Genomic DNA, 23,602 nt, shown 5'->3' with positions numbered 1-23,602 from the left:
ATCAACAGAAAAAATGTCTTTACTAAAAACGGCTCTTGAGGGATATAGTCCGCTAACTCAACATGGAGGAAATATGCACACTGCCCTGAAGCATATACTGCTGTGCCTGCTGCTGGTTAGTATCGGCAGCCTGATGGCGATCGGCGAGACAATATATGAGATTCGCGTGGAAAACACGCGTAATATCGCACCTGAATTGGTGACCAGCGCGATAGGCTTGCGCATCGGTGATCCTTTGGATCCGGAGGAAGTGGCGCGCTCGATCAAAACGCTGCATAAAATGGGCGTTTTTTCCGATATTCAGTTCCTCTCCGAGATCTATAAAACCGGCGTGATTCTGACTATCCGCGTGGTGGAAAATCCGGTGCTATCCTTCATCGAATATGAAGGCATGAAAGTGATCAAAAAAGACCGCCTGGACGAGCTGATCAACCTGCGGGTGGGATCTTTCTGGTCGGATTACCAACGCCACCAGTTGATCTCAAAGCTCACCGGCGAATATCGCAGCAAGGGTTTCAGCTATGCCAAGATCAATGTCTCCGAGGTGCTTTCCGCTGACAATCGCGTCCGCGTCAAGGTCGAAATCGACGAAGGCAGCCGCGTCTTTATCCAGAAGATTACTTTCGTCGGCAATGCCGGTTTTGAGGACAAGGTGCTGCTCAAACGCATGAAAACCAAATCCGCGAACTTGCTCCGCTCGGGTCGTTTCGAACAAGATAAGTTTGATGCGGACTTGCAGAGCCTGATCTCCTTCTACAAGAAAAACGGCTATATCGATGTGCGCGTCGGCCCCTGGGAGCTCAAACAGACCGGAGTACGCACGCTGGAACTGATCATCACCATCTCCGAGGGCGGGAAATATAGCCTCGGCAGCATCAACATCATGGGCAACAGCAACTTCACAAATGAAACGATCATGAGCAAATTCACTCTCAAGGAAGGCAATACTTTCGATCAGGAAAAGTTTGACAAACAGCTTGGCAGGGTCTATGCCATGTATTTCGATGAAGGTTTCATCTACACGGAGATCGCGCCCAAGATCAACAAGGACGGGGATTTGCTCAATATCGATCTCAGCGTCAATGAAGGCAACCGCGCTCGCATCCGTCAGATCCATTTCGCCGGCAACCAACGCACCAAAGAAAAGGTGCTGCGGCGACAGATGGACATCGCTCCCGGAGATTATTATCGCCAGTCGCAGGTGATTCGCAGCCAGCAAAATATCTATAATCTCGGTTTCTTTGAACCGGACATCGGGCTGGACTATAAACGCGTCAACAACATGGGCGACATCGATCTACACATCGACGTGGTGGACAAATCCTCCGGCACCGCCAACGGTGGAGTCGGCTACAACAGTCAGGACGGCATCGTCGGTCAGCTCTCAGTCTCGCAAAACAATCTCTTTGGCAATAACTGGTCCAGCGGGCTCAAATGGGAATTTGGCGGCAAAACCCAGAACTTTGAGTTTGATTTTACCAATCCCAATCTCTATGATTCAAGCGTCCTTCTGGGCGCTAATCTCTATTACACTAAAAAGGACTGGAGCTCTTTCTACTACGAGATCTATACCCGCGGCGCGGGGGTGCGTTTGGGGCAATATATTCCCCTTGTAAACCGCACCCGTCTGGTACTCGGATACACGCTCTATTCCAAGAAATACCGCATCACAAACATGGAACAGATACTCCTTAACGAAGCCGCGAACGCCACTCTGATCGAACTGAACAACCTCGATTGGCGCTACACCAGCTCCCTCAACGCCACCCTCAGCAGAGACACGCGGGACAACATCTTCTTCCCCACCCGCGGCTCGCAGATCACGGTGTATTCTGAGCTTGCCGGCGGTCCCTTTGGTGGTGATTTTGACTATTTCAAACAGATCGCGCAGGTAAATTGGTACACCGAAACCTGGCAGAAGATCACTCTTCGCAGCAAATGGCGCTTTGGCTATGTGGCACCCTATGGAAAATCGGACGACGCTCCACCGGATGAAAAGTTTTACCTCGGAGGCACTGGTCCGGATGGAATTCGCGGCTTTGCAGACCGATCCGTCGGTCCTGCCGGAGGAGGCACCAGGGCGATCATCTTCTCCACCGAGCTTGGCTACCCAATTGGCAGCGATCAGATCATCGCGGTCTCTTTCTTCGATGCCGGAAACAGCTATAACAAATTGCGGGAGTTTAACTTCCTCGATTTCAAGAAAGGTGTCGGCGCCGGCATCCGCATCCGCAGTCCCTTTGGCTTGATCGGATTTGATTATGCCTACAATCTGAACGAAGGGGGCTGGGAGCCGCATTTGCAATTCGGCACTACTTTCTAACAAAAAGATGAAGTATAAACATCTCTTCGGACCTGTATCCTCACGCCGCTTGGGAATTTCCCTCGGTGTGGATTTGGTTCCATACAAGTACTGTCCGCTAAATTGCGTCTATTGCGAGGTTCAGCGCACTACCCATTTGAGCACCAAAAGAGGGGAATTCTATCCCATTCGAGAGATTATCGAAGAGCTTGACGACTATCTCAAAAGCATCCCAAAACTCGATTTCATCACCTTTTCCGGCGCGGGCGAACCAACTCTGCACAGCGGCATCGGCATCATCATCGATTATATCAAAGATCATTATCCTCAATATAAACTGGCGCTACTCACCAACGGCATCCTGCTCTCGGATGATCTTGTCCGTGCTCAGATATTGCGTTGCGATCTGATCCTGCCATCGCTGGACGCCGCGTCTCAGGAAGTCTTTGAAAAGATCAACCGTCCCATGCCCGGTTTGAAAGTGGAAGAGCTGATCTCCTCACTGGTCTCCCTGAGAAAGGAATTCAAAGGCGAAATCCGCCTGGAAGTCTTTATCATCGAGGGTTTGAACGATACTGCCAGTGCGCTTGACTCCCTCGCTATTGCCATAGAAAAAATAGAGCCGGACATCATCCAACTCAACAGCCTTGATCGGGTGGGAGCCGAGGAATGGGTGCGGTCAGCCAGTTCGAGCCAATTGACCAAGATCAAAAAATACCTGGATTCCCGCTTGAACATCCCGGTGGAGATCATCGCCAAGATACACTATGCCAGCGAGTTAAGCATCGTGGATGCGGGGGTCATAGCCGGCATCGAAACGCTGCTAGTTAGCAGAGCGGGCACCGCGGAAGACGTTTCCTCCGCCCTGGGCATTCACATCAACGAAATCAGCAAGATCCTGCGCGAGTTGCACTTGGAAGGTCATCTCCATGCCAAACGCGAGGATTGGGGAGTTGTTTACAGATGGAAGTTCAAAACGTAGCCATCGTCACTGCCGCGGGGAGCGGAACCCGCATGGGCGGAATCGTCAAAAAGCAGTTTCGCGAGCTGGAAGGAATCCCCATTCTGATCCGCACCTTGGGCAGATTCTTTGCTTCGGAGGTGATTGACAGCGTGATCATCACCGCTCCGGAGGAGGACATTCTCTATTGCCAAAGCCTAATCGAGGAATACTTTGGCGATATCGAAAAACCATGGCTGGTCATCGGTGGCGGGATCGAACGGCAGGATTCCATCTTTGGCGCTCTGCAAAGCTGTCCGCACAGCACCCGCTATGTCTTTATCCACGACGCAGTCCGCCCCTTCGTGAATGAAGACCTGATTTCGGATCTCTTTGAGATCGTGCAAATCGACAAAGCGGTGATCCCCGTGGCGCGGCTCAAACATACGATCAAATCCATCGACGACAGCTTCATCGAACAGACAGTCCCCCGGGACAGACTGGTGCAGGCTTTCACTCCGCAGGTCTTTTCCTATCAATTGATCCAGGCGGCTTATGAAAAAGCCTATCAGGACGGCTTCATCAGCACGGACGATTCCTCACTGGTGGAACACTATGGCGGCAAAGTGCGCTATCTCCTTGGCAGCGATCTGAACATCAAGATCACGGATGAGGCGGATATGTTCTTCGCCCGGCAAATAATTGAAAACAATATGATATAACAAGGGAATAAATATGCAAAGCATGCGAGAACGCATCAGCGCCAATTCCAATATTCGGAGACTGCTGATAGAGATAAAGAACCTGAGCATCAATATCCCGATCCCTATTTTCGGCATCGGTTGCGGAGTGCTCGGTTTGGCGCTTCCCAAGGTTTCCCTAAAACTCGGAGAATATGCTTCCATTCTGCTAAAGGCACTGGAATATAGAGGTTACGACTCCACAGGCGCTGCTTTCCAGAGCGAGGGAGAAGAGATCACGCTGCTCAAGGACGTGGGCGCTCCCAGCACTTTGGTGAAAACCCTCGGCATCGAAAAACAAAGCGGACAGATCTTTTGCGGGCAGGTGCGATGGGCGACCTTCGGCTTCGTGAACAAAAAGAACGCCCAGCCCCACGAAGTGAAATGCAAACGCCACATCTACGGCGCCCACAATGGAAACATCACCAACACCCGCGAACTCAAGCTTTTCCTCAGCCACGAAGGGCACATCGTTCAGTCCGACAATGACGGTGAAATGCTCGTGCACTGCGTGGAACACTATTTTGACATTGAAATGGACAGAGCAGGAAACCCTTCCGATGCCGAAGCCCGCAAAGCCTGCATGCGCGGAGCGATCATCCAGACCGCGGAAAAGACGGTTGGCTCCTATGCAGCGGTGATCGTCGATCCCGTCACCAAGTCTTCCTGGGCAATCAAAGCGGGCAGCAGCTTGTACTTTGGCATCGGTTCGATCGAAAATATGCCCTTTTCCCTGGCGTCTTCGGATCTCACTGCGGTGCTCAGATTCACCAAGATGTTAGTCAATCTCCGGGAAGGAGAGTTCATAGAATACACTGCTGACAGCCATCAGATTTTCGCGCAGAAGGACCTGCGTTTCAAGCGTTTGAACCAACCAGACGAAGTCCATGCCAAGGGTACCACGATCGAAAGCAAGCCGGTCTATTCCAAGCTTCGCGCCGAGGACGTGGAACTATTGCCCGAGTATGAATACTTCATGGAGCAGGAGATCTATGCCCAGTCCGAATCCACCGGCAAACTGGTGAAACTCTTTCAAGGCGGATCAAACACCGGCAAGCGCATGTTGAAACTGATCACCCAGCTAAACATGCAGGAAAGCTTTGAAGCCCAAATGCATGAACTGATCGACATTCACGAGTTTCAGGACAAGCTCGATTATTTTGACCGAATCAGCGCCTCCGATGCCTTCGACACCTTCTATGAAGCCGCAAAGCAATCCTACAAAGAGATCTACGACGTCGCGGTGAAAGAGGACTTTGATAAAAAATACTTCTTCTCCAATGAAAAGAACATCTTCATCGACATGATGGGCGCAGAGTTTGACCTGCGCAAACTCACTCTGGCAAAGGCTTATGACTCCATCTCGGAACAAAATAGCGTGCGTGAGTTTGAGCTTAGCGTCAAGGGCTTTCTCTCCACGGTCAAAACCACCATCCAGGCAAACCGCAATGCCTACACCATCGCCTGCGGGACTTCCTTCCACGCCACCAAAGTAGGCGCGTTTTTCTTCAACGAGATCGCACAGGTGGAGATCATTCCCATCCTTCCCGGCGATTTCAGAGGCGAGTATTCAAACTGCATCAAGGACAACGACCTAATCATCGGAGTCTCCCAATCCGGTGAAACAAAAGACCTGATCGACATCTTCAACGACATCGACAATGCCGATCTGGACGTGCGTAAAGTGGTGTTAGTCAACAATATGAATTCCACTTTGGGACAAGAAAAGAGCGATGTCGCCATTCCCATTCTCTGCGGACCGGAGATCGCCGTTCCCGCCACAAAAAGCTTCATGAACCAGATCACGCTTTTCTATTATCTCGCCATTCGCACCGCCCAAATGAAACTGCAGGAAATCGACAACGGCTGCGATCCCAAGCTCAAACAGCAAAAACTCATCGCCCTCGAAAAACGGGTCAAGAGCATGGCAAACATCCCCTCCCTGATCATGGAAACCATTGATAACACGGCTGATGTGGTCGATTCCATTGCCGCAAAGATTTATATGGAACCCTCCTTGCACATTCTCGCCACCAAGATCAGCGGCGTCGCTATGGAAGGCGCGCTTAAGATCCGCGAGACCGTATTGAACCACGCCGAGGGGCGCGAAGCGTCTGAATTTAAACACGGGCCAAACACTATTTTGGGAAAAAACACCGTCTTTGGTCTCAAGCACGTGCGCAATTTTGTCCGTGCTTTTGGCGATATCATCGACACCATAGACGACCAAGCCCAGCAGCTTGATATCTCCCGAAGCGAGACCAAAGAGATATATAAGGCATTGGGAAATTATATCTTTACCGGAAACATGCCCTTCAACCTCAGCACCGAAGCTGATCAACTCTTCAAGGAAACTGTGCACGAGCGAGATTTCTTCGAACCCCTATACCGCAATTATCCGCTTATCTATGTGACCGGACCGGACGAGCGCGACGTCAATCTCACTATCTCACAGATCAATACGCACAAAATCCGCGGCGCCAACACCTACGTGATTGCCGAGGAAAATGACAAGCTGATGAAGAACGCCAGCAGCATTCCCAACGAGGGGCAATACTACGGGTGGGGCTACATCATGCTGCCCAAGACCGGCGACAGCGTTCTGACCTGCTTTTCCGCCACCGTTGTGCTGCAACTGTTGGCACTGAGAATGAGCGTGCGCAAGATGAAAAAGCTGGATAGATTGAACATGCTTGACCATGGCGTGCATCCCGACGTGCCCAAAAACGTCTCCAAATCCATCACGGTGGACTAAGAACATGCTGCGCATCGGCATCGGCTATGACGTTCACCGGTTGATACCGGCAAGAAAGCTTATCCTCGGAGGGGTGGAAATCCCCTTTGAAAAAGGCTTGGATGGGCATTCGGACGCGGACGTCCTCATCCACGCTATCATTGATGCCATTCTTGGAGCACTGGCTTTGGGCGATATCGGCAGCCATTTCCCGGATACCAATCCTGCATATAAAGGTATGGACAGTAGCGTATTACTCAAGCATTGCGCCTCCCTGATGCGAGGAAACCACTATGATATCGTCAATCTGGACAGCACTGTCTGCGCGAAGGAACCGAAATTGAGAGACCACATCGACGCCATGCGAATCAGATTGGCGGAGATTCTGGCTACCGATGTGGGCGCGATCTCCATCAAAGCCACTACGGAAGAGGGTCTCGGCGTTTCCGGATGCGGGGAGGGCATATCCGCCACTTGCGTCGTCCTCGTCGGCAAGGTCTGATATGAAAGCCATCGGCATCGTCGGATATCATCACACCGGCAAGACGACTATGGCGGTTGCGGTGATCCGCGAACTCACGCAAAGGGGCTATAAAGTAGCCTCCATCAAGGATATCCACAACGAAAGCTACCGTGCAGACAGCGAAGGCAGCAATTCATGGAAGCACGCCAAAGCCGGAGCTACGCAGGTTTTTGCCCGCGGTTTGCAGGACAGCGCACTGATTTTGACCCCCTCACCGGATTTGAAAGACATCATTCCGCTCTTAACAGCGGACTTTTTGGTCATCGAAGGCATGAAACACGCGGCGCTGCCCAAAATCGTCTGCGCCGAAACGACCGGTCAGCTTGATGAACTGATCGACGAGACGACGATCGGCATCTCCGGTAAGATCGCGTCTGAACTCGAAAGCTATCATAACCTACCGGTATATTGTCTGCAAAATAACCTTGAACAACTCATAAACGACATATTGACAAAGACTTTCGAGATCCTCCCCCAGAGCGACCCGGATTGCTGTTCCGCCTGCGGAAAAAGCTGTTTCGATCTGGCAGCGGACATTGTTCAGGGAAGGGCAAAACGCGAAGACTGCGTGTTAGACGGCAAAAAGCGGCTCCGTTTATATGTCAACGACCGTGAAATCGTGATCGTTCCCTTTGTGCAGAATATGCTCAAAGACGTCATCAGCGCGATGACGGATAACCTGAACGGCATCGATCCCTCCGGAACCATCCGAATCGAGATAAAACGATGACAAAGAATGATTTATACCAAGAGCTTTATGCCGGTCACGATCCAGAAATGCTTCAAATCTGGCAAAAATCCGTCATCGGCATCGCTGGAGCCGGGGGCTTGGGATCAAATATCGCCGTCTCGCTCGCTCGTGCCGGCATCGGGACCTTGATCATCGCGGATTATGACACCGTTTGCACCGCCAATTTGAACCGGCAGCAGTATTTCCTCGATCAAGTCGGCTCTCTCAAGGTCGAAGCCTTGAAAGCTAATCTTGATCGAATCAATCCATTTATCCGGATCATCATCCATCCTCTGAAAGTGACCCCTGAAAACGTCGGGAGCCTTTTTGGCACGGCAGAGATCATGATCGAAGCCTTCGATCTGGCGGAACAGAAACAGATGTTGATCGAAAGCTGGCAATCGCTATTCCCCACGAGACCTATCATCGCCGCTTCCGGCTTGGCGGGCGTGGGTAACAACGAAAGCTTGAAAACCTTGCAAACGGATAATCTATATATCATCGGCGATGGCGTTTCAGAGCTCGCTCCCGGCATCAATCCCATCTCCGCAAGAGTCGCGGTGGTGGCGAACATGCAAGCGAATCTGTGCTTGGAATTGCTGCTCAAGATGCATGCGTGAATCCCCTTTTTGACCGATACATATTTCGCGGCGATGACGTATGTTTATTATATGAAATTAGAGAGGATACGATGAATACGATCACAGTAAACGGAAACATCATCGATTGGGAAGATGGCATGACGGTTCGCGACGTGCTGATAAAGATGAATTATACCTTCAGGATGCTGGTGATCAAGATCGACGGCGTTTTGGTGAAAAAGGTCAATTATGATATCACTCCCGTTCCTGTAGGGGCGGACGTGATGGTCTATCACCTCATCAGCGGAGGCTGATCCCTGCTGGGTTCATAGGGAGGAAGTCGCAGCCGCAGCATCGGCATGCTGCGCTACACATTGGGAAGCCGAACTCCGATTCGGCTGTGGGGAATCGGAATTCTCAACAGCCTCATAGCTCCCACGCCCCACTGCGTCAATCAAGCCTTAATCAAGCGTTAATCAAGCGTAATAAAACTAACGCTTGATTAACGCTTGATTAAGGCTTGATTAACGCTATGGAAGGAGGAAGGAGTGGCAAAGGATTGAAAATTAAACAAGTTGAAGTTATGTTTGGAGTTATGTTGATGTTAATCTGAAGTTATATGGAGTTATTTGAAGTTAATTTGAGGCTATTTGAAGTCATGTTGAAGTCAAGTTGAAGCCAATCTCGAGCCTCATTAGCCCAAGTGGCACGGACGCCGGTGAATATCTATCCGCGCAAATGAATCAAAAAGGAATCCAGCACCTCGCCGGTCGGAGCATAAACATCAACCGAGAGGATATCCTCATCGCGTTTGCCGATGCAATAATGGTATTCTTTTCGAAAGACGATGGAGTGGGGATTATCGTGTCTGGCATCGCGAAGAGGGGCTCCGCCGCCGCCGGTGGATACATAAGTGATGCCATTGTGTTTGGAGCGTTCATAATTGTGGTCGTGTCCGTTGAATACAGCTCTCACGTTGTGTTTCGCAAAGAGCGTGGGGAGGAAGAGTCCGAGCCCAAGCGCGTCGCCATGCGCTCCGGAACTAAAGATGGGGTGGTGGAGAATGATGATCGCCGGTAGATGCTGGTTTTCCGCAAGTTCCTTTTGCAGCCACGAGTATTGAATCGAGCCGGGGTTGATATCGATGGTGCTGTCCAACAGGATGAAGAGCATTTTGTCATAGGAAACCGAGTAATATGTCCGCGCTCCGATGGAGGGGAAGTTTCTCAGAAAGAGCGCTGCGTCGCGTTCGTGGTTTCCTTTGGCGGGATGGATGGCGCAATACTCGATCAGCGGCTCCGAGATGCGGAAAAAATTGTCGTATTCTTCCTGCGAAAGCCCGTTAGTGCCGAGATCACCGGTGTGGAAGGCGATGTGGGGTTCATGGGCAGTGATGGCGTTGACGATTTGCCGGTGGACATCGTCGTTGGTTCTGGTATCTCCATAGATGGCGATTTTGGCGTTGAGCAAGCCTGTCAAAAGCAGGAGGAAGATCAGAACAAAGCGAAGGGAACTGATGTTTCCGCCGCCGAATAACCTGCCGAGATGGATATTGCTTGAGCACTTGCGCGCCATTTACCTTTCCTGAAGCTTGATATATTCCTTTTGAAATTCCTGCAAATCTTCCCAGGCGGGTCTTTTCCAGTTTTCGTTTCTGAGCAGCGCGGCGGGATGATAGGTCACGAAAGCTCTGATGCCGCAAAACTCGTGTCTTTCCAAGCGCAGGCTTTCCAAGGTGCCTTTCGCCTGGAGCAATGTCTGTGCCGCCACCAAGCCCAGAAAGAGAAAGATGCGGGGTTGAATGATGCCGATTTGCTCGATCAGATAGGGCAGGCAGGCTTCGCGCTCTCCGGCATCAGGATTGCGGTTTCCGGGAGGACGGCATTTGACGATGTTCGCGATATAGACTTGCTCGCGGGTGAGGTTGATGGCGAGGAGCATTCTTTCCAACAAGCCGCCGGCTGCTCCCACGAAGGGTCTGCCGCTCTGGTTTTCCTGCTCGCCGGGTGCTTCTCCGATGATCATAGCGATCGCGTTTGGATCGCCTTCGCCATAGACAAGCAAATTGCGCCCGGTGTGAAGAGCGCACTTTGTGCAATTGGCATATTTGAGCTTCAAGCTGCCCAACAGCTTGGCTTTGTCGCTCACCGGCGCGTAAATCTCATGGATTCCGCTGTTTCGCAGCAGCTCGAGCTGCTGTTTGATGGCGCGATTGCTCATTGATATTTAGATGTCTTCGGAATCTTCCGCGTCTCCCTGCTCAAAGAAAAAGTCATCATCATCGTCATCGGAATAGTTTTCCAGATTGTCTTTTTTGAGTTCTTGGATAAATTTGACCGAGTCATCGATGGTTTCTTCGCTGAGATCCACGTCGCTGAGATCTTCATCACTTACCTGCAGGGCGGCTTGCGCCATTGCCAGCTCGGCTTCCGCGAGTTCGGAGAGATAGTCCGGCACTTCGTTGTCCGCCACGTGCTTCATGGCAATGATGGGTATTTTATCCGTGAAACGGTTTTTCACATAGGATGGAAACTGGCTCAGACGCTGTGCTTCCAGCTTTGCAAGCAGGCAGTACAGATAGTTCATATCCGTCTTTTCCAGAAAGCTTTCGATCTTTTCATTGATCATTTTTGTATCTCCTGTCCGAGGAAGCCGTTGATCGGCTCCCGGTATCTGTAAACGCGGTTTTCTTCCGCGCTGATGATCGCCAATACCTCATTGACGGCTTGGTCCAGATCATCGTTTATCACTAAGTAATCGTAGCTGGGGATGTATTTCAATTCATCGCGTGCAATACCGAGCCGCTTTTCGATCTCCGGCATGGAATCGGTGTTGCGCTTGATCAACCGGTCTTTCAAAACCTCCATCGAAGGAGGGATGATGAAAATCTTCACGTAGGGCACGTTTGAAGAACTGATCTGCGCGGCGCCCTGCACGTCGATATCCATGATCACGTGCCGCTGTTTTTCCAGACGGCTTTGGATATAGCTGATCGAGGTGGCATACCAGTTGTCAAAGACCTTCGCTTGCTCGAGAAAATCACCCGCAGTGCTGCGCAGAAAAAAATCTGATTCGCTCACAAAGTGATAGTGGACTGCGGTTTGTTCTGCTCCCCGCGGCGCACGGGTGGTGTAGGAAACGGAATAATCGATGACGTCGGATCGTTTGAGCACTTCAGTGAGGATCGTGCTTTTCCCGCCACCGGAGGGAGCGGAGAGGATGATTAAAAAGCTCTTGTTTTTTTCGATCACGTTTATATATTAATGGCGGTTATCAGGGTTCGATGAGTTTCTTGTATTCCTGCGCGGTTAGCAGGTTTTCCAGCTCGTCTGTGTTGCTCAGACGCACTTTGATCAACCAGCCTTCTTCAAAGGGGGATTTGTTCATCAAGTCCGGGCTGTCTTCCAGATCGCTATTACGTTCTTCGATCTTGCCGCTGACCGGGCTGATGAAGTCTTCCACCGCTTTCACGGCTTCGATCGAACCGCAGGGCTCGCCGGCGGAAACGTTGACGCCCATTTCGGGTAATTCGACAAAAACAATGTCTCCCAATTCGTGTTGGGCAAAATCGGTAATCCCGATGATGGCAAGATCGTCAATGACTCTCACCCATTCATGGCTCTCGGTATAATAAAGGTCATCATGTACCAGCATTATTTCCTCCATAAGATGACTTCATGGTATTTTTTTCCCAAGTCTTTGTGCAGGGCTTTTATGTCAAGCACAAAACCTCGCGGTGTGGAAGGAACATGGAATTACCGACGTCCCCGTCGGTTGCAACGCCGCAGCTCACCTATTTACCAATTCACACTAACGGAACATGGAATTACCGACGTCCCCGTCGGTTGCAGCCCGTCAGTCCCATCAGTGGCGACACAACTTAGCTCGGGTGTGAAGCACGCAATATGTATAAAGAGAAAACAATGAGAAAATGATCTGCAGATCACCCTGTGATACTATATAATATTCTACATGATGTTGTGGTGTCGCCTTTGATTAGGTTGCCGCGTAGCAACCGACGGGGACGTCGGTAATTCCATATCATGGAGCGCCGCCTCATGGAACGCCGACGTCCCCGTCGGCGATAGTAGCGATGAACATGACACATTTGCCAATCTATAACCCATCTACAAATCTATCAAACCATCTACAAATCTGTAACCTATCCTGCCGCGTAGCAACCGACGGGGACGTCGGTAATTCCATGTTTGGTGCTACGTGGTGTAGCCTTTGATGAGGTTGCCGCGTAGCAACCGACGGGGACGTCGGTAATTCCATGTTTGGTGCTATGTTGTGTAGCCTTTGATGAGGTTGCCGCGTAGCAACCGACGGGGACGTCGGTAATTCCATGTTTGGTGCTATGTGGTGTCGCCTTTGATGAGGTTGCCGCGTAGCAACCGACGGGGACGTCGGTAATTCCATGTTTGGTGCTACGTGGTGTCGCCTTTGATGAGGTTGCCGCGTAGCAACCGACGGGGACGTCGGTAATTCCATGTTTGGTGCTATGTGGTGTCGCCTTTGATGAGGTTGCCGCGTAGCAACCGACGGGGACGTCGGTAATTCCATGTTCGGTGCACCCGCACACCTAACAAAAAAAAAGCCCCGGGAGATCCCGGGGCTTTAGTGATGATTGGTTTATTATATGCGGATTATTTCGCCAGCACCATCTTCTTGGATTCGCGATAGTTGCCGCTGATCATACGATAGAGGTAGAGACCGCTGCTCACGTTTCTGCCGGAGGTGTCTTTGCCGTCCCACAGAATGTGGTAATAGCCGGGTGTGCTGTGGTCATTATCATAGGTGCGGATCATCTGACCCTTGACGTTATAGACTTCGATGCGGACTTTGCCCGCTTCCTTCAAGCTATAGCTGATTTTTGTGCTGGGATTGAAGGGATTGGGGTACGCTTCCATCAGCTTTGTAAACAGAGGAATAGGAGGTGTTCCGGGATCCTCGGGATCGAGGGTCACCAAGACCGTGATCGGTCCGTGCAGGTTCGAAGTTCCATCCAGATCGACACTTTCCAACCAATAGTAATAGGTTTCGTTGTTGTAGATCTCGTTGTCGATGAATTTGTAGCTCATCTGGGTGCCGAGGGCGACTCCATCGGCGGGCGTGATCACGTTTTGGTTGAGCTGGATGGCGTTGCCCACGTTGTTGCTGTCTCCGCGCAGGATGTTATATCCCAGATGGTTGGTTTCGGAAGCCGTCACCCAGGCGATCTTGACGAACATGCTCACATCGAAGGTGGCTGTGAAGGATGCAAGCTCCACCGGCAGGGTTTGTTCGGGTGCCTGTGGGAACACAAAGGTGACATCATCGTCATTTTTACCCATCTTTCCAGGAATGACAATTGTGACGGTGGTGGTTGTCCAGGACGGTTGAGCCATGACCATGATCCAAGCTCCGGTACCAATGCGGTAAGCAATCTGTACTGGAATGAATCCCAGATCGTGCGTCACTACTACTGTGGTACCGCCAAAGGTGGTGCCGGATAAGACAAAGCTCAATCCGGCATTATACAGTGAGTAATCTGCATATCCGATGCTTACGTTGACGAGCGCATTGGGAGGGGTTAGATTGGTGATATTCACTGAAGCATTAATAGTATTACTGTTGGATTCATCAATGATTGGAGGCACGGCTACGTTTGCCACTCCGGCTGCTGCGGTAGTCTGGTTCACCTGGGTATTGGGAGGCAGGATACGGATGTTGTCTATATCCCAGGAATCAATGTTATACTGATTTCCGAAGGTGTACCAGGATAGATAGAGCCGGTCTGCCTTTGCCATGGTGATGGGGAAGGTCAATTCTTCCGGACCCAAATTCGTGGTCGCATTGACGTTCCACAGAGGTGTCCAGTCCACTGCATTGTAAGAATACTGGAATTGCAGGTTGAGACCGGTTCCATATACATCGAACCAATGCCGGAATTTGATCGTCACTTGGGCAAGCCCGCTCACGGCAATCGGAGGTGATACCAGACGTGTCCATTGGCCGCTAACGTCGCCGGACGGGTAATGATGATGGAGTTCGGGTGCTGTGCCTCCGGCAAGGTTTGCATTGGGAAGGCTCCAGAGACCGGAAACAGCCGGACTCGATGCAAAGACCATCCATCCGTTCACATCCGTTGCCGGTGTGAAAGTGAAGATCTTGGGCAGGTTATAAACGGTGTTATCGACTCCTTTCCCGCTCAAACCAAACAGACGCTCTTGCTTCACATCGATATTATCCACTACCCGCAAGCTGGCAACCTTGTCGCCAATCGTTCCGGGCTGGAAAGCGACCGAAACGGTCATCGTCTGGTTCGCAGTCAGCTCTTTCGGATAGCTATTCGTATCAGTGAGGATAAAGCGTTCGGCATCAGTACCTGTGATGCTGATCGGGGGATTGATTATGAGGATTCCCCCACCGGCGTTACGGATCGTAAAGACAGTCGGTGCAGTAGTAGTACCGATCTGCACATCACCGAAGTTCTTGCTGTTGGGAGTGATCTCGAAAACCGGTGAAGTAGAGACAACTTCCACCATGACATCATCCAGCACATTCGCATAACCATATTTATCAATGCCTTCAAAGGCAATCTGATATGTGGCGCTGGGATTCGGTAACGCAAGATTCGGCACTAATGTCCAAACGTTTACATCGGTAGTATAGTGAGCGATTTCGACCCAGCTTGAGCTGGGACTAGTCCGATAAAAGACCTTCAATTCATTTTGGTCGGGAGACCATAATTGTTGACCATACCAGAAGGATAATTTATGAACAGGATTGGCGCTCAGGTTAATGGGAGGGCTGACTAATTTGGTTCTCCACGGTCCTCCTGAAGTTGCGGTAAATCTGGCATTCAATGTCCCGGAACGGGCGGTAGTAATATTGCCGCCGCCGGCGCCGGTTGCATAAGTCCAGACTTTAGTTCCGACCTCTTGGATCTGCGACCAGTTAACCCGGGAGGGAGAATTAGCTTCGAAGGTCTCGGTCCAAGGGAAATTAGAGATCGTGGGGTCAGGTCTGGTGGTGAAACTGCGTTCCAAGCTTTGCACTTCCTGAGCGCCGTTGACGGAATATACCGACCAGAAATGGAGAGTATTATATGCCAGAGGAACTGCGCGCACATAGCTGTTGGTGGCGCAGGGGACCATATTGGCAACTTGCGAGCCACCGGAGGTGGTGCCGATTTTGATCTTATATCCGCTCACACCGGCAATAGCACCCCAGGTGAAAGTAAGCTGTTCCGGGATACCGATAGCGTCCACTCCGGGGTAGGTGAGCACCGGAATGCCGGTGGCAGTGGTGAAGTCGCGGACAACTGTCCAGTCGGATTCGCCTTGGGCGTTGTATGCCTTCACTTGCCAGTAATAGAGCTGGTTGAACAGCTTGGCAGGGTTGTAGGAAGTGGTGGCAACATTAATGGCAAAACCCGGAGGATTGACTACACCGAAACGCACATCGTAGCTGGCGGGAGTCCCGCCCTCGGGATTAGCGCTCCAGACGAGCGGTGCGTTGATTGCCACGCCCGAGATGCCCGCTCCCGGACTGACGTAGATCGGTGTTGCCGGAGGCATAAGCACAGGCATATAGTCACCTTCGTAGGCGCCTATATCAGGTCTGCTCCCGTGACGCAGCACATGGAGGAAGTCCCTCAATATGGTAGCGATATAAGTGGCATTGCTTTCCACGCGGGTCTCACGGCCGGGATTGATACGCAGGTCACATGCTGCGGCATTCACAAACGCCACATCTTCCCAATATGAGCTAAGATCCCGATCCACGAGCGCAGCTTTGTAATTTGCCAGACTGATATACGGAGTTGCAACGAAATAACCGATTAGCTGGTTCTCGAGTTCATCTCCGGCATGGTAGATATTGGTGGCGGAGCCGGCGCCGATGTTAGCGTTGCCTGCTGTGGTTTTCCAGATTACAACCGTTCTGCCGGTACTGCCGGGAACGCTCTTATTTACGAAGATATTGTTCAGCAATGTGTTGTCACCTGCGCTGATAAAGAGCGATGCTGTGGAGAAATTGGCGCTGCTACCTGTAGCATCCAAATACGTGGTATTATAAGAAATATTGTTTGTCGTTCCACCTGTGAGCCGGATTGTATTGATGGAAGCGACAGTGCCTGTGTTATCCGGAGCCTTCAAATTGCAGATAACGTTGTTATAGACGTTATGGATCGCTCCGCCGATGACAACAAGACCGTATGATAGACCTGCAGTACCGTTACCGGTGAGATCTTTCACACTGTTCCTGAAAATGTTTGTCTCTGAATTGGGACAGGCAGAGGAGATTCCGGTAACAGTTCCAGTCCCTCTGAGAGTTTGGACGGTATTGCGGGCTACATCAACCGTAACCGGAGGAGTTGACTGTCCAGACGAGCCGATCAAGATACCGGTGACAGCTCCTGTTCCCACGATGTTGTTGATCAAATTGTCCGAAATTGAAGAGGCACCATTGTAGTTGATATTCAAGGGGTTGAGCAATCCGGTTCCGCCAGTCCAGTTTTCAAAGGTGTTGAAAGTTATGGTTTTACTGGGGGCGCCGCCATCGGTGTTCTGGATTCCGGTCACCACTGAAGTGCCCGAAACCGTGATATTGGAGAAATTATTATAAGTCATGCTTGAGTTTGAGCCGGCGGGAGAAGAAGAATTCGTGACTATCCCCGTCAAATTGCCGCCTGCCACAGTTTTTGTAAAAGTGCCGACGATGCGGTTGTAATTGACATTCTGAACACCGCTTGCAGGCATCGTATTGCCGGTATTGATCAGAATGACGGCACCCGTCGTGTTCATGCTGATATTGGTGAATGTGTTGTCAAGCACCCTCTGTGTCTGGCAAGCGCCGATTTGGGAGATGAAGGTGATAGCGCCTGTAGCAGCTAAGGTGTGCGTAGTTGTGTGGAAATTATTGTAGTTGATATCAATCGTAGTTGTCAGATTTCCACCCTCATTCGCGATGCCAACCATGGTGCCTGCGGCGACCGCAGAGCGAACCGAGACGTTGTTATAGAGAATCGTTCTGGTGAAAGAACCGGTTGTGGGCAGTGTACCGGTAGTTTGGACATAAATACCGCGCAGCGTGCCCGCTGTAGTTCCACCGATGGAGCTGGTGATCTGATTATAAGAAATATTGAAGTTCTGCTGGTTGTTGATCAGGATACCATTCACCGAGCCGGATACGGAAATGTATCCGCTGAAGGTTCCGGTATTGCCAAAATTACTGATCGTATTGGCAGTTCCAACGCCGCTGCCGCCGATATCCAAGCCGGGCGCCATAAAATCACCTGTAAGAGAGCCAACCACTATGATTCCCATGTTTACATTGGATATGATGTTGCTGTAAATCTTGAGGTTATCGTTGGCGCCGTCTGTGGATGTGATGTCCGCTGCAGTTGTCATTGCTGTAGCGGTATGACGGCTGTTGGAATAGATGCCGAAGCTGTTTTGATAAAGGCGTTCCAACGTGATCAAATTGTTCTGGATAGTGATGTTTTTGCAACCATTTGTGGCAGTGGCATAAAAAAGTGCCACACCGAATTCGGTCATGTTGTTCGACGCCGCAGTGTAAACGCGTGCAGCGCTATGTTCGCGCATATCGAAACCTTGGATCGTGATCCAGTCACCGCCGATGATCTTGAAGATGGCGTCATTGATCGCACCGACCGTGTGAGTTTCGGGTGCGGTGATGATGTTGTTGTTGCCCCGGATGACGATGGGTCTATCGCTCGCCCCGGTGAGGGTGGTGATGCTGTATCCGCCGTTAGGTGAGGTTTCAGGATTGCCTGCCAGCAGGTTCAGCGTGACCCCGGGGACTCCCACGCCCTGAGTGTTCAGGGCAGAGATTGCCGCGGCAAGGGTGGTGTAAGTTTGCCCCGTCCCGATGTCAATGGTCCCGCTTAGTTGCGCGTGAGCGACGGAGAATGTTCCCAGTACAAATGCCAGGAACAGGATGATAACGAGATTTTGTTTCATAAGTATCTCCTTATGTTTTGATTATTTGTGGTTATAGATTGAAAATAAGCTGTGGGTGCGAGGCATAAACCAGCCAAACGCACTCCACCCGACGTTTGAAAAACCATTTTTAGATCGTGATGCGCGGCATCGAATCTTCTCATAAACATATAAAAATCCTTTTACTTAAGTGTGAGAGACACAAATCCAGAGTGTCGAAATCTCATCCTTTGGCGATAGGGTGGAGGACTGCGATATTTCGTCAAGCATTATTTTTGATTAATTCAAACTTTTTTTCACGGGATCGTTGAATCTTTTCCATCGTTTGCCTCTTGCGCGTTTTTATGTTGACAAAATGCGCTACTTTCAAAGCGTGGCACAGCAAAATTCAAGTTTTATCAACGGATAGCATGAAGCTTTCCAATGTGCCGGATCATGTTAGTGTCTCGTCAAGCATTCAATGTCGCAAAAGGCATGTTTGCGTCTTTTGGGATGCCGAACTCCGATTCGGCTGTGGTTTGCTTTAGCTGTGGGGAATCGGAATTCCCCACCCCAAGCTTGACATGACACTAGGTGGCGGATCCTGCTTTGCGTTGATAAAATTGATTATTGGAGTCTCAATGCGAACATTCGACGCGATTCTTCCATATTTGAAGAAGAGCTACGGCAAGATCGCCGGTGGAATCGTGATGCTGATCTTGGTGGATCTCGTTCAGCTCGCCATGCCAAAGGTGATGCAATATGCCATCGACGGCATCCAGGAGCGCAGGATCACCGAAACAGGATTGATCTGGGTGGGTTTGATCATCTTCGGGCTTGCGATGGCGGTGATGCTGCTCAGATATTTCTGGCGTGTCCTGATCATCGGCAATTCTCACCTGATCGAAAAGCATCTGCGGCAGGATTTTTACAACCATCTGCTGAAGCTTTCTCAAAACTATTTCAACCGCAGCAAGATCGGGGACCTGATGGCGTATGCCACCAACGATCTGAACGCCGTGCGCATGCTTTTGGGCATGGGACTGATCGCCGCGATGGACATCGTGTTGATGACGATCGCCTCCTTCGCCTTCATGGGTTCGATCAATTGGCGTCTGACCGGTTTGGCGGTGATTCCGCTACCGCTTTTGACCATCACCATCGCCTATTTCGGCAAGAAGATGCACAAGCGCTTTGCCAAGGTGCAGGAAAGCTTTGCCACGCTCAGCGGCAGGCTACAGGAAAGCATTTCCGGCATCCGCATCGTGAAGGCATTCGTGCAGGAAAAAGCCGAGCTCAGGAAAGTGGACGAAGTCTCTCTGGACTATGTGAAACAAAACGTCTCGATGGCGAGGATCTCCGGCATCTTTCATCCTTTCATGGGATTTGTGATCAGCACTTCGATGATCATCACCCTTTTCTTTGGCGGCAGAGCGACCATTCGCGGAGAGATCACCATTGGCGAATTCATCGCCTTTTTCCAATACCTCGGGATGCTGGTCTGGCCAATGATCGCCATCGGCTGGATCGTGGATATGTATCAACGTGGAACTGCTTCGCTGAAACGGCTGAACGATATCTTTGCCGTGCAGCCGGAGATCGATGACAAAGATGCGGACACATCCATCACCGCCATCGAGGGCACCATCGAGATCATAAACCTCAGCTTCCGTTATGGTGAAGAACTGCCTTTGATCTTTGACGACATCAGCACGCACATCGATTCCGGCAAAACCCTCGCCGTAGTAGGCCCCACCGGCTGTGGAAAAACGACGTTGATCGAGCTTTTAGTCCGCATCTACAATCCCCCCAAGGGCGCTCTTTTCATCGATGGCAAACCGGTGCACACCATACCTCTTTCCGTGCTCAGAAGAGACATGGTGCTCGTGCCGCAGGATATTTTCCTCTTTTCGGATACGATCGCCAACAACATCCGTCTCGGCAATCCCGAAACTTCGATCGAAGCTGTGTTTGAAGCCGCACGCATGGCTCAGGTCTATGATGAGATCATGGATTTTGACCAGAAGTTTGAGACCCTCGTCGGCGAACGCGGCATCACGCTTTCCGGAGGGCAAAAACAGCGCGTCGCCATCGCCAGAGCGCTGCTCACCAATCCTCAGGTACTGATCCTGGACGATGCCCTTTCCGCGGTGGATACCAAGACGGAGCGCTTTATCCTGGAAAACTTGATCGAGCTGCGCAAAGGCAAGACCACGATCATCATCGCCCACAGAATTTCCTCCATTCAGCATGCCGACCGCATCATCGTGATCGGAGAAACCGTCATTGCCGAAAGCGGCACGCACGAAGAGCTCATCGCCCATCGCGGTCTCTACAACGACCTCTATGAAAAGCAAAGAATCCGGGCTCGTCTCGAAGGGGAGGAATTATGAACAACTGGGGCGGCAGAGGCGGTTTCCAATCCGACGACCTGAAAGGCAAGGTCTATGACCGCAGGTTGTATTCCCGGATGCTCAAATACCTGAAACCCTATCTGTGGTGGGTGGTTCTCTCTTTTGTGATTCTCATGCTGGTTGCGGGCGCCGAAGTGGTGCTCCCTTTGATCCAAAGAACGGCGATCGACGATTATATCGTTTCCGACAAATCGATCGCGGTCTTTGATAGCGTAACCGAAATCGATGCCATCTACCATAAATATGCGTTTCTGAAACTCAAGCGATATGACTATCACGACAAGCATTTCCTCATCCTCAGCGCCAAGGACAGAAACCGCATCAACAAGACCGATCTGCTCGATCTGGAAACAAGCGGCAAGCTGAGCAAAAAGACCGTCTATCTCCTGGTGGACAAACCCGCAAATGTTGCCAAGCTGAACGTCTATTTCAGCGAAAATCACGATCCCCACGGCAGCGCGGAAGGGCTTGGCGGCTGGTTTCGAATCAATGGCAAAACCATCGCCATCGGGCGCGACAACCTGAAAAAGCTACCCCAAAAACAGCGTCTTGAGGTTCGTAGCGAAGCAGCGCACAACCTCGTCTGGCTGGCGCTTATCTTCTTTGGCATCATTTTGTTGCGCTTGGTTTCCAGCTATTTCCAAAGCGTGATCACCGCCTATTTTTCACAAATGGCGATGAACGATCTGCGCCACGATGTCTTTGCCCATCTGCAAAAGATGCCGGTCAAATACTTCGATCAAAACCCCGTGGGCAGGCTCCTGACCAGAGTGACAAACGACATTCGCGCCATCGACGAAATGCTCGCTTCCGGAGTGATCACCATCATTCAGGACGTGATCCTGATCGTGGCTATCATCACTTTGATGTTGGTGCTAAACTGGCAATTGGCATTGGTGAGCTTTATCATCCTGCCCGTCGTGCTTTGGGTAATCTACGAATACAGACGCCGCACGAGAGTGATCTATCGTGAAGTGCGCAAATATCTTGCACAGCTCAATGCCACGCTCGCGGAACATATCAGCGGGCAGAAGATCATCCAGCTATTCAATCAGTATTTTCACAAGCGGGAGGAGTTTTCCTCCATCAATCAGGACTATTATCACACCTCGATCAAGCAGCTCAAACTCTTTGCTTTTTTCCGTCCCATCATCCACGTGTCCTCACAAGTCGCGGTGGCTTTCATCATCTGGTATGGCGGCGGGCAGATCCTCAGAAACGTGATCACCATCGGGCTCTTGATGGCTTTCACCCAATATGTCCACAAGCTCTTTGAACCGATCAACGACTTCACCGAAAAGTTCAACGTTTTGCAAGGCGCGCTTGCCGGTGCCGAACGCATCTTTGATCTCATGGATACCGAGCCGGACGACTATCGCGAGCACCTAATACGCAATATCAAGCTGGAAGGCGAGATCGAGTTTCAAAACGTCTGGATGGCATATAACACGGACGAATGGGTGCTGAAAGACGTCTCCTTCCACATCAAACCGGGCGAAAAAGTCGCTCTTGTCGGGCACACCGGCAGCGGCAAGACCTCGATCGTGAATCTCATTTTGGGCATGTATCCATATCAGAAGGGCAGTATCCGTCTCGATGGCAAATTGCTGGATGCCTATGCGCTGCAAGACCTGCGCTCCAATATCGGCATCGTCCAACAAGACGTCTTTATCTTCAGCGGAAACATCAGGGAAAACATCGCGCTGAACAACCTCCAGCTCACCGATGAAGATATCCGGCAGGTGGCAAAATATGTGAACGCGGATAAGTTTATCGCCAAACTTCCCTCCGGCTATGACGAACCGGTGATGGAACGCGGCGCCACCCTTTCCACGGGTCAAAGACAGCTCATCGCCTTTGCCCGCGTGCTGGCATACGATCCTTCCATCTTCATCCTCGATGAAGCAACCTCAAATATCGATACCGAAACCGAGATCCTCATCCAGGACGCTCTCAAGAAGATCATCGAACACCGCAGCTCGATCATCATCGCCCACCGCCTTTCCACCATCCAACACGTCGATCGCATCATCGTCTTGCACAAAGGCGAGATCGTCGAAGAGGGTTCCCACTTTGATCTCTTGGATAAAAAGGGCTTGTATCATGATCTCTATCGCTTGCAATATACGTGAGCGAGAGATGAGAGAAGAGAGATGAGAACATGGAATTACCGACGTCCCCGTCGGTTCCAGCGCGACAGTTCCAGAAAGGGCGATACAATATAGCAAGGGATGAACATGGAATTACCGACGTCCCCGTCGGTTCCAGCGCGACAGTTCCAGAAAGGGCGATACAATATAGCCTGGGGTGGAGGAGATGAGAGATACAGAGATGAAATTCACCACAGAGAAACAGAGAGATCAGAGAAGAGAAAAAAGTCCTGGATTTCAGCCTTCCACCTTTTCACCCTTCGCAGGATCGGCATCCTGCGCTACAAAAACCCATTCCTGTCCCGCCCTTCAAGCTAAATTGATGCGTGAAATTCTCATGTTGGCAGGTAGAAAATTATCCCAAGTTTCGCATTTTAGGGACTAAGTTATTGGTATATATGACAGTCATTTTTCAGTAAGGCACTAAACTCTGTGTTTAGAGATGATTTGATTTTTGAAGACTTTGACGTTCAGCAGGGAGTAGATTTTGTCTGCCTTGCCCTCGGGCAGACCAGTTTGTCTGACGTGTACCCGATACCCTTTGGCATCGGTAAAGATC

The 23,602-nt window shown here is 50.8% G+C and carries 17 protein-coding genes; 10 read left to right on the top strand and 7 right to left on the bottom strand.

Annotated features, from left to right (window positions below):
• Positions 1–73 precede the first annotated feature (73 nt).
• From bamA to thiS, 8 genes are all read left to right on the top strand, one after another.
• Positions 74–2,323, top strand: coding sequence for an outer membrane protein assembly factor BamA (gene bamA, locus Q8M98_08505; GenBank protein ID MDP3114803.1), 2,250 nt, complete (start codon positions 74–76; stop codon positions 2,321–2,323).
• Positions 2,324–2,330: 7 nt separating this feature from the next.
• Positions 2,331–3,284, top strand: coding sequence for a radical SAM protein (locus Q8M98_08500; protein ID MDP3114802.1), 954 nt, complete (start codon positions 2,331–2,333; stop codon positions 3,282–3,284).
• Entirely contained in the window at positions 3,266–3,964 is a 699-nt protein-coding gene (gene ispD / locus Q8M98_08495) for a 2-C-methyl-D-erythritol 4-phosphate cytidylyltransferase (GenBank protein ID MDP3114801.1), read from the top strand. The genes Q8M98_08500 and ispD overlap by 19 nt, the downstream gene beginning before the upstream one ends.
• A 13-nt stretch (positions 3,965–3,977) precedes the next feature.
• Positions 3,978–6,737, top strand: coding sequence for an SIS domain-containing protein (locus Q8M98_08490; protein ID MDP3114800.1), 2,760 nt, complete (start codon positions 3,978–3,980; stop codon positions 6,735–6,737).
• 4 nt (positions 6,738–6,741) lie between these two features.
• Positions 6,742–7,218, top strand: a complete 477-nt coding sequence (gene ispF, locus Q8M98_08485; GenBank protein MDP3114799.1) for a 2-C-methyl-D-erythritol 2,4-cyclodiphosphate synthase — start codon at positions 6,742–6,744, stop codon at positions 7,216–7,218.
• A 1-nt stretch (position 7,219) separates the two neighbouring features.
• Positions 7,220–7,969 (top strand): molybdopterin-guanine dinucleotide biosynthesis protein B, encoded by a 750-nt coding sequence (mobB, locus tag Q8M98_08480; GenBank protein MDP3114798.1) that lies wholly within the window; start codon positions 7,220–7,222, stop codon positions 7,967–7,969.
• Complete coding sequence (gene thiF, locus Q8M98_08475) at positions 7,966–8,589, top strand: sulfur carrier protein ThiS adenylyltransferase ThiF (protein ID MDP3114797.1); 624 nt, start codon at positions 7,966–7,968, stop codon at positions 8,587–8,589. The genes mobB and thiF overlap by 4 nt, the downstream gene beginning before the upstream one ends.
• A 71-nt stretch (positions 8,590–8,660) precedes the next feature.
• Positions 8,661–8,864 (top strand): sulfur carrier protein ThiS, encoded by a 204-nt coding sequence (gene thiS, locus Q8M98_08470; GenBank protein ID MDP3114796.1) that lies wholly within the window; start codon positions 8,661–8,663, stop codon positions 8,862–8,864.
• Positions 8,865–9,276: 412 nt separating this feature from the next.
• On the opposite strand, the gene Q8M98_08465 is transcribed toward thiS, so the two are convergent.
• The 7 genes from Q8M98_08465 to Q8M98_08435 form a co-directional block, all read right to left on the bottom strand.
• Complete coding sequence (locus Q8M98_08465; protein MDP3114795.1) at positions 9,277–10,125, bottom strand: metallophosphoesterase; 849 nt, start codon at positions 10,123–10,125, stop codon at positions 9,277–9,279.
• The gene (locus Q8M98_08460; protein ID MDP3114794.1) at positions 10,126–10,770 is read right to left on the bottom strand and encodes a uracil-DNA glycosylase; all 645 of its coding nucleotides are present in this window, start codon (positions 10,768–10,770) and stop codon (positions 10,126–10,128) included. It abuts the gene before it with no gap.
• A 6-nt stretch (positions 10,771–10,776) separates the two neighbouring features.
• Positions 10,777–11,178, bottom strand: a complete 402-nt coding sequence (locus Q8M98_08455) for a hypothetical protein (GenBank protein MDP3114793.1) — start codon at positions 11,176–11,178, stop codon at positions 10,777–10,779.
• The gene (gene gmk / locus Q8M98_08450; GenBank protein ID MDP3114792.1) at positions 11,175–11,801 is read right to left on the bottom strand and encodes a guanylate kinase; all 627 of its coding nucleotides are present in this window, start codon (positions 11,799–11,801) and stop codon (positions 11,175–11,177) included. The genes Q8M98_08455 and gmk overlap by 4 nt, the downstream gene beginning before the upstream one ends.
• Before the next feature lie 22 nt (positions 11,802–11,823).
• Positions 11,824–12,204 (bottom strand): glycine cleavage system protein GcvH, encoded by a 381-nt coding sequence (gene gcvH / locus Q8M98_08445; protein ID MDP3114791.1) that lies wholly within the window; start codon positions 12,202–12,204, stop codon positions 11,824–11,826.
• 508 nt (positions 12,205–12,712) lie between these two features.
• Positions 12,713–13,135: a hypothetical protein gene (locus tag Q8M98_08440; GenBank protein MDP3114790.1), complete on the bottom strand. Its 423-nt coding sequence runs from the start codon at positions 13,133–13,135 to the stop codon at positions 12,713–12,715.
• Between the two features lie 64 nt (positions 13,136–13,199).
• Positions 13,200–18,521 (bottom strand): choice-of-anchor D domain-containing protein, encoded by a 5,322-nt coding sequence (locus Q8M98_08435; GenBank protein MDP3114789.1) that lies wholly within the window; start codon positions 18,519–18,521, stop codon positions 13,200–13,202.
• Between the two features lie 599 nt (positions 18,522–19,120).
• On the opposite strand from Q8M98_08435, the gene Q8M98_08430 reads away from it, so the two are divergent.
• Together Q8M98_08430 and Q8M98_08425 are read left to right on the top strand one after the other, a co-directional pair.
• Complete coding sequence (locus Q8M98_08430) at positions 19,121–20,872, top strand: ABC transporter ATP-binding protein (GenBank protein MDP3114788.1); 1,752 nt, start codon at positions 19,121–19,123, stop codon at positions 20,870–20,872.
• A complete protein-coding gene (locus Q8M98_08425; GenBank protein MDP3114787.1) occupies positions 20,869–23,025 on the top strand; it encodes an ABC transporter ATP-binding protein in 2,157 nt (718 codons plus the stop codon). The genes Q8M98_08430 and Q8M98_08425 overlap by 4 nt, the downstream gene beginning before the upstream one ends.
• Positions 23,026–23,602 lie beyond the last annotated feature (577 nt).

This window comes from Candidatus Cloacimonadaceae bacterium, from assembly GCA_030693415.1.
Classification (GTDB): domain Bacteria; phylum Cloacimonadota; class Cloacimonadia; order Cloacimonadales; family Cloacimonadaceae; genus JAUYAR01.
Note: the sequence above shows the minus strand (reverse complement) of the source record. Positions and strands in the feature narration are given on the sequence as shown.

Excerpts from the sequence above, each read along its gene's own strand:
- bamA (MDP3114803.1), top strand. The coding sequence starts at position 74 with ATGCACACTGCCCTGAAGCATATACTGCTGTGCCTGCTGCTGGTTAGT.
- Q8M98_08500 (MDP3114802.1), top strand. The coding sequence starts at position 2,331 with ATGAAGTATAAACATCTCTTCGGACCTGTATCCTCACGCCGCTTGGGA.
- ispD (MDP3114801.1), top strand. The coding sequence starts at position 3,266 with ATGGAAGTTCAAAACGTAGCCATCGTCACTGCCGCGGGGAGCGGAACC.
- Q8M98_08490 (MDP3114800.1), top strand. The coding sequence starts at position 3,978 with ATGCAAAGCATGCGAGAACGCATCAGCGCCAATTCCAATATTCGGAGA.
- ispF (MDP3114799.1), top strand. The coding sequence starts at position 6,742 with ATGCTGCGCATCGGCATCGGCTATGACGTTCACCGGTTGATACCGGCA.
- mobB (MDP3114798.1), top strand. The coding sequence starts at position 7,220 with ATGAAAGCCATCGGCATCGTCGGATATCATCACACCGGCAAGACGACT.
- thiF (MDP3114797.1), top strand. The coding sequence starts at position 7,966 with ATGACAAAGAATGATTTATACCAAGAGCTTTATGCCGGTCACGATCCA.
- thiS (MDP3114796.1), top strand. The coding sequence starts at position 8,661 with ATGAATACGATCACAGTAAACGGAAACATCATCGATTGGGAAGATGGC.
- Q8M98_08465 (MDP3114795.1), bottom strand. The coding sequence starts at position 10,125 with ATGGCGCGCAAGTGCTCAAGCAATATCCATCTCGGCAGGTTATTCGGC.
- Q8M98_08460 (MDP3114794.1), bottom strand. The coding sequence starts at position 10,770 with ATGAGCAATCGCGCCATCAAACAGCAGCTCGAGCTGCTGCGAAACAGC.
- Q8M98_08455 (MDP3114793.1), bottom strand. The coding sequence starts at position 11,178 with ATGATCAATGAAAAGATCGAAAGCTTTCTGGAAAAGACGGATATGAAC.
- gcvH (MDP3114791.1), bottom strand. The coding sequence starts at position 12,204 with ATGCTGGTACATGATGACCTTTATTATACCGAGAGCCATGAATGGGTG.
- Q8M98_08435 (MDP3114789.1), bottom strand. The coding sequence starts at position 18,521 with ATGAAACAAAATCTCGTTATCATCCTGTTCCTGGCATTTGTACTGGGA.
- Q8M98_08430 (MDP3114788.1), top strand. The coding sequence starts at position 19,121 with ATGCGAACATTCGACGCGATTCTTCCATATTTGAAGAAGAGCTACGGC.
- Q8M98_08425 (MDP3114787.1), top strand. The coding sequence starts at position 20,869 with ATGAACAACTGGGGCGGCAGAGGCGGTTTCCAATCCGACGACCTGAAA.